The organism is Streptomyces sp. IMTB 2501, from assembly GCF_001953885.1.
Taxonomy (GTDB): Bacteria; Actinomycetota; Actinomycetes; order Streptomycetales; family Streptomycetaceae; genus Streptomyces.
The window spans coordinates 172406-179478 of sequence record NZ_MQUS01000018.1; the positions used below are offsets into that span (position 1 = coordinate 172406).

Here is a 7073-nt window from a genome sequence, read left to right on the forward strand (position 1 = left end):
TGGTTCCCAGTCAGTGAGGTCCGGGCCGGAAGGGGCGAACTCAGCCAAGCCGGCTCACCGCCAGGCAGTAGTCGGCGAACGCGGGATGGTCGAAAATGAGTCGGACAGGGATGCGCTTCCCGGTCTCCTGACGGCATCGCATGGTCATCTGGGTGGCCTTGAGGGAGTCCCCGCCCAGGTCGAAGAAAGTGTCTTGCGGGGCCACCTCGGGCACATCGAGAACGACTTTCCACACGTTGAGGAGTCCTGCACGCACATCGGTCGAGGACGAGAGGGGACAGGGACCCTGTGCGGGGGACAGGGCGAGCAGGGCCTTGACGTCGGCCTTGCCCGTGACGGCCATGGGTATGCGGGGCACGACGGCCAGGACGGGCACCATATAGTCGGGGAGTAGAGAGGACAGCTGACGGCGTACCTGATCCAGCTCCGTGGTTGCGCTGGTAACCACCCATGCCATGAGCGTGCTGGAGGCCTGCGATTGCTGGAGGGCCACAGCCGTGTCCAGGACTCCCGAGCACTTCCGCAGCGCCGCTTCCACTTCCGCCAGTTCCACCCGGTACCCGCGGACTTTCACCTGGTCGTCAGCGCGCCCCAGAAGGTCCAGCATTCCTTGGGAGTTCCGGCGCGCCAGGTCGCCCGTCCTGTAGATCCGGACGGCCTGCGTGCGCCCGGGCAGGTTTAGCTGGGTGAAGCGTGCCTCCTCAGCGGGTCCAGGGCGGACGTACCCACGGGCCAGTTGGGGCCCTGACACACATATCTCGCCAGAAGCCCCGTCCGGAACCGGCTGGAGGGCGCTGTCGAGAAGCAGCACCTCTGTGCCCGGCCATGGTCGACCGATCACTGGTGATTCGCTGTCGGACAGCGCGGCGCCCATCACGTCGACCGTGCATTCAGTGGGCCCGTACAGGTTGTACACGGCCGTCTGGCTCAGAGCCCGCAGCGTGGACCACGTTCGGGCATCGACGGGCTCACCGCCGAGTACCAGGCATCGCAGGCGGCCGACGGCCTCCAGGTGACCGGCGATCAACAGTGCTCTGACCTGTGTGGGAGTAGCGTCCAGGGCTTCAATGTCATGCCGGTCGAGAAAGGCTGCGAGCCGGTCAGGATCGCGTCGAGTGTCCTCGTCCAGGACGTACAACGTGCGCCCGTAGGAGAGATGGGCGAATTCCGAGAAGAACGCGTCGGTCGTTGCCGGATTGTTGAGCGCTACCCGACCTTGGAATGACCTCAGCGGCGCGTACAAGTGGTTCTCGTGTGCCTGCGCCATGGCTGTCAGGCTGCCGTGCTCCACCCTTACCCCTTTGGGGCGCCCAGTCGTGCCAGAGGTGAAGAGCACGTACGCCAGACGTGAGGAATCCGGCTGTGGCAGAAGGCCTGTTGTGCCTGCCACGTCACCGGGGGAAGTGACAGTCTGCAGAGTATTGCCGTCAAGACCGACTTCAATGATGGTCCTGCCCAGGGACTCTGCCAGCGGTCTCAGATGTGCAGTGGTGAGGACTGCGAATATCTCGCTGTCCTCGACCATGTGGAGGAGGCGGTCGAGCGGCGCACGAGGGTCAAGTGGCACGTAGGCGCCACCGGCTCGCCAGATGCCCAGCAGGCAAGTGAGGAGTTCGGCGCTGCGGGGGAGAAGCACCGCTACGGGCATCTCCGGGCGCACTCCTGCGGCGAGCAGTGTATGTGCGAGAGCATGCGAGCCCTCATCCAGTTCCGCATAGGTGAATTCCGTGCCTCCGCCGACCACGGCCGGACGGCCGGGATGACGGTGCGCGATGCCGACGAAGCCTTCGTGGAGCAGCTGGTGACTGCCCCCGGCGTCCGGAACCTGCTTCATCCTGTCCTCGTTCCGTTCCATCAGTTCTCTGAGGCCGCGCTGCGCATGCTCCACAGCAGGGTCCGCATGGTCCTTGGTTGTGCAAGCGCGTAGACGATGGCCTCGGCGACGTCATGGGGGCGCATCATGTCCTGGAGCTGAGGCATCCCGGGGTGTCTTCCCTGGCCCATGGCGAACTCGGTAGCCGTGGCGCCCGGGCACATTGCGGTCACACGTATCCCGGCCTGGCGGAGTTCGCGGTCCATGGAGCCCGCCAGCCCGATCAGGGCGTGCTTCGTGGCCGCGTAGACGGCCTCTTCAGCCTTGCCACGTAGGCCGGCGACGGAACTCACCAGAACGATGTCTCCGCCTTGCGCGAGCATCAGTGGCACAGCGGAGCGCACGCACCAAATGGTCCCGGTGACGTTGGTGTCGATGAGCTCTCGAACCTGAGCGTCATTCAGGTCCAGGATGCCTCCGTAGGCGCCGACGCCTGCGTTGGCGACCAGGCAGTCCACCCGTCCGAAGGTTTCTACGGCCAGAGCGAACAGGTTGCCCACCTGCTCCATGGACCGGATGTCCACTTCAGCCCAGGCCACTCGTGAGCTGCACAGACCGTTGGCGATTTCCTTAAGCCGGTCACCTCGCCGCGCTCCCAGCACCACCTTCGCGCCCTGGGCGTACAACGCTCGGGCTGTGGCTTCACCGATCCCAGAGCTTGCGCCGGTGATGACGACCACCTTGTCCTGGAATTCGGTCACCGAGCCTCCAGCGGCCTCTGAGCGAGCGTGGCGGTGTGCGTGTGGACTGCCTCGGCGAGCACCAGGTCGTGCTGGTAGGTGATTTTGAAGTTGGCGGGGTCGCCGGGGGCGCTGAGCACGCGCCCGCCGCATGCGTGCACGAGACCGGCCTCGTCGGTCCAGGTGCTTCCGGTCGCCGCTGCTGACCGGTAGATGTCTGCCAGGCAGGAACGGTGGAAGACCTGAGGAGTCTGCGCAGCCCGGAGCGGATGTCTGTCGACAGGTTCGGCCAGCAGGGGACCGTCGGCAGCCATATGGATGCTATCCGCAAGGGGGATGACAGGGACTATTCCGCAGGGCTGCAGATGAGCCTCAGCGCCGACGGCAGCACGCACATGTGCCAGCAGGCTGTCCACCGTCCCCGGGCGTGTGAAGGGCCGCGCGGCGTCTGTCACAGCCGCCCAGTTCGCCTCGGGAGGAAGGGCGGACAGGCCGGCGCGAGCGCTCGCCTGCCGGGTGGTGCCTCCTGCGACGACACGGATAGGCAGGGTCGGCTCGCTGCGGCGGACCAGCTCCTCGACGTCACTGAGCGTGTCCTCCGGGGCGGTGATCACCACTGAGGACACCTGTTCGTTGGCGGTCACCGCCTCCAGGACGTGTATCAGCATGGGCTTGCCCGCGAGGCTGACAAGGGCTTTCGGGCCGAGGCCGAGCCGCTCACCGCTCCCGGCGGCGAGGATCACGACGCCTGTGTTCCAAGTGTCCTCAAGGGAGTATGGGTGGTGCTGGTGCAGTGTCACTTGATGTCCCCGTTACTGGTGATGTGAAGTGTTTCGACAGGGCCGTCAACCCGTGAGATGGCCTGCCACCCGGGCCATGAGTTCGGAGACCAGGTCGGGCTCGAACTTTCCTGTGGAATAGCCGGCTGTCAGCACCATGTGCTCCCGGCCATCCTCGAGATCGACACTGATCCAGGGGATGTCTTGCAGGGCACTGGATTGTGGCGGCCAGAACAGAGAGGCGTTGAGGCCAGGGAGGGAAGGGAGGACCGGACTCGCCTGGACGTTCAGATGAATGTAGGGCCGGTCTGGGCGACGGTTGCGGAGCTGTGGCGCGAAATGATCGAGGAGGACCTCGAACGGCATCATTTGGTGCTCCAAGGCGTCGACCATAGCCGCACGGGTGATGGCGGCGATCTGATACAGATCAGCCCCGAGGGGAGTGTCAGCGCGCAGCAGTGTGCGGTTGTTGAGGTAGCCGATCATGCCCTGCGTCGCATCGGTGAAGCGACGCGATGACGGGTGGAGCACACCACCCTCGGTCTGACCTGTCATGTCCCGCAACGCGGCGAGCACCGCGGCTGCAGCGAACGCCGGGAGCGACAAGTAGCCGCCAGAGAACCGACGCCGACGCGCGTGAACGACGTCAGCAGGAAGCGACTGCCGCCACAAAGCGCCGGAACCTTCGACATCTCGCACGGGAATCCGGGTGGGAGGGAAGGGACCGAATCCGTCCCAGACGCTCTTCCAGTGAACCAAAGCGTCCCCGGCCTCAGGGCTCTGCAACCAGTCACATTCAAAAGCGCTGAATTCCCCGAAGTCCGAGCCCCCACCGTCGTCGGCCAGATCTGCGGTCGATCCACAGGCCAACTGCTGGTAGAATCGACCGAATTCACCCAGAAACACCTGGATCGACTCGCCGTCGAAGACCATATGGTCCACTGCGACGGTCAGGACGTAATCCTCCTCGTAACGCAGGAGGGATCCCCGAAAAAGTGGGAACTCATCGGGGGCGAAAGGTTCCTGCACCTTCCGGAAGGCCGCATCCTCGGCCCGCTGCCGTGCCGGCTGCGGGATGCCTCGCAGATCAACCCGTGTCAGGTTCCAATGAACCTGATCGGTTGGGAGTAACAAGCCGCTGCCCGACGGCTCGTAGTCAGGGAACGTTGTGCGTAGTGCCGTGTGCCGTCGTGCGACATGGGTGAGGACCTCTTCCAAGAGATCGGGGTTCACCTCGCCCTGTAGACGCAATCCGAACGAGCACGGCGGCTTTCGCCACCGCTCCGCACCTCGTGCCAATGCCAGACGCCCAGCCTGATTTCGGGTTACGGGCACCGTGCGGGTGCCGGCAGGTAAGTGCCGCGGGATAGAAGTCTTCACTCGATTGCCCTTTCCACCAAACGCGCAACGGCTTGTTCGCCGCTCGGGATGCGCTGCGGCGTGCCATCGTCGGCCAGCAGCTCAAGGTAGGTCTTTCGCGACATGGGGGAGGCGCCCATGCTGACGGTGTAGTCGCTTCTGACCTGGGCATCGAGCGCCTGTAGCCCGACTCTGGCCGCACGTTCGGCCAGATCCGCAATCGCCGCCTTGGCTGCATCCGGCACCCGATGGAAGGCCGATTCCATAACGAAGACTTTTCCCAGAGACAGGCCAAACAGTCCACCGACGAGACAGCTCTCCTCCCAGACTTCGAGGCTCTGGACCCTGCCGGCCTCGTGGAGGGATGTCAAAGAATGCATGTAGTCGGCCATCAACCACTGCCTGTCGCGGTTCTCCCGGCACCCCTTGAGGACCTCGTCAAAGCAGCGGTCAACGGTGGTTGTCCACGATGTCTGGCGCAGCCTTCTTCGTAATGTCCGGTTGATGCGGATGGAGCTCGCCGGAATTACATACCTGCTGGCTGGGGACCACCATAGAATTGAGTACGGATCGGCATTTCCCGGAAGTGTAGGAACCGTGCCGTCTTCAACGTCTACCGCATAGGCCGTGCGATTTTCCGTGACCCGGTCCGGTTCGGCTGTCGGCTCACACAACAGTCCCCGTCGACATGCTTCGAGGAGACTCTCAGCCGTCAGTTCGCCCCCAATTGCCGCAGGCAGTCCATCGACGAGACCCAGAGTCGCGCAGCTCCAGATGTCGCCAATCTCTTCGCCACCAGCAGGTTTGTGGCATGCAGATATCTCAGCTCCGCCCAACGATGATCCCCCGTATGCGTCGCGAAAGCCAACACTGGGCTAATGTAACAACAACAAGCGTCCGCGAGGCAAGCCGCTCTGTCCGATTTTTGCCCGCGCGCCCTCAATGGCGGGATGGGTCCGCTTGATTCCTGATGGGCCGTTCGTTGGGTATGGTGAAATTAGGGGTTTCATGCTTGGTTCGAAGAAAAAAGCAGCTATTTATGTGCCATCCAGCCGAGGGTTCCGGCGCTTACTTTTTGCCCAAGTCATATCGGGATTGGGTGACGGTTTTACATTGGTCGCCATTCCGTTCGCAGTACTGCAGATGACTGGCTCCGCTACTTCTCTAGGCTTGGTCCTGGCAGCCCGACTGGTGCCCCAGGCGGCGGCCATGATGCTTGGCGGAGTCGTGGGTGACCGGGTGTCACCCGGTCGGATTCTCCTGCTGTCACACATCACACGCGCGGCTGTGCAAGGTGCCATGGCTGCCGCTGTCACGTCGAAGGCAGGCGGTGTCGTGCTGATCTCTGCGCTGTATGCGCTGCACGGTGTTGCAACGGCCTTCCATTACCCCGCTTCTCGTGCGGTGGTTCCCCGTCTTGTCGAAAAGAACGACCTCCAGGCCGCCAACGGGTTGTCCTCCATGGCGTCCAGTTCGACAACTACCCTTGCCCCCCTGATCGGAGGTGTTCTCGTTGCCGTAGCGCATGCCGGAGCGGCGATCGCAGCCGATGCGTTCACCTTCGCAGCCGCCGCACTTGCCGTTATGCCTTTGACGGGCCTCAAGGCAAGTCGGACCGTCGTGACGTCGATGCGTCATGAATTCGTCGCCGGACTGCAGGAGATCCGTTCACGGCGATGGTTGTCGACCGGTATGGCCTACGCCTCGCTCTTCCAGTTCTCCGTACTCGGGGCGGTGACCGTTCTCGGTCCCACGGTGGCACTCAGGCACTACCAAGGCTCCTCGGCCTGGGGCATCCTCCTGGCTGCGGACGGTATCGGGAGTCTTGTCGGAGGCTTCGCCGCCACCCGGTTCAGGACTCGCCGATCCTTGCAGGTCGGTTACCTCGCGGTGCTGCCCGGCACCGTCGCAGCGCTCAGCTGCCTGGCCTGGACGCCGCCGTTCCCGGTGGCCGTCATCGCATTCGCCTTGTACGGCCTGTCTCTGACCTGGTTTGACACGCTCTGGCACGTCGCACTCCAAAGCCATGTGCCGGAAGAGTCGTTGGCCAAAGTCTTTGCCTTTGATGGCGTCATCTCGCTGGCGTTGCGGCCGGCCAGCCTCGCCGTAATAGGCCCATTGGCCGCTGCGCTGGGGTACTCGCGCAGCCTCGTCTTCTGCATGTGCCTGATGGCCGCGGCCACGCTACTGGTCCTCGCCACCAGTCGAATCCCGGAGCCGACCGTTGCGGCCGCCGAAGACCAGCAATCGAACGAGGCCTCTCCTGCCCCAGCCGAGGGGTGTCTGTAACGGAACCCGCTTCCTGACCCCGTAGGCTTCAAAATGGCTTCATCGGCTGGATCTGCGAGTTTGTCGGTGGTCAGCCTGCCTGCCGGTACTCGT

The 7073-nt window shown here is 63.9% G+C and carries 6 protein-coding genes; 1 reads left to right on the plus strand and 5 read right to left on the minus strand.

Features of this window, described 5'->3' with window-relative positions; genetic code table 11:
• Positions 1-40: 40 nt before the first annotated feature.
• The 5 genes from AV521_RS28560 to AV521_RS28580 form a co-directional block, all read right to left on the minus strand.
• Entirely contained in the window at positions 41-1888 is a 1848-nt protein-coding gene (locus AV521_RS28560) for a non-ribosomal peptide synthetase (RefSeq protein ID WP_076092121.1), read from the minus strand.
• Positions 1855-2574 (minus strand): SDR family oxidoreductase, encoded by a 720-nt coding sequence (locus AV521_RS28565; protein ID WP_076092123.1) that lies wholly within the window; start codon positions 2572-2574, stop codon positions 1855-1857. Before AV521_RS28565 ends, AV521_RS28560 begins: the two co-directional genes overlap by 34 nt.
• Complete coding sequence (locus tag AV521_RS50130) at positions 2571-3296, minus strand: 2-C-methyl-D-erythritol 4-phosphate cytidylyltransferase (protein ID WP_218639371.1); 726 nt, start codon at positions 3294-3296, stop codon at positions 2571-2573. Before AV521_RS50130 ends, AV521_RS28565 begins: the two co-directional genes overlap by 4 nt.
• Positions 3297-3398: 102 nt before the next feature.
• Positions 3399-4712, minus strand: a complete 1314-nt coding sequence (locus AV521_RS28575) for a condensation domain-containing protein (RefSeq protein ID WP_076092125.1) — start codon at positions 4710-4712, stop codon at positions 3399-3401.
• The gene (locus AV521_RS28580; RefSeq protein ID WP_076092127.1) at positions 4709-5527 is read right to left on the minus strand and encodes a leucyl/phenylalanyl-tRNA--protein transferase; all 819 of its coding nucleotides are present in this window, start codon (positions 5525-5527) and stop codon (positions 4709-4711) included. Before AV521_RS28580 ends, AV521_RS28575 begins: the two co-directional genes overlap by 4 nt.
• Positions 5528-5699: 172 nt before the next feature.
• On the opposite strand from AV521_RS28580, the gene AV521_RS28585 reads away from it, so the two are divergent.
• Positions 5700-6980: an MFS transporter gene (locus tag AV521_RS28585; RefSeq protein ID WP_179023445.1), complete on the plus strand. Its 1281-nt coding sequence runs from the start codon at positions 5700-5702 to the stop codon at positions 6978-6980.
• The last annotated feature ends 93 nt before the right edge of the window (positions 6981-7073 follow it).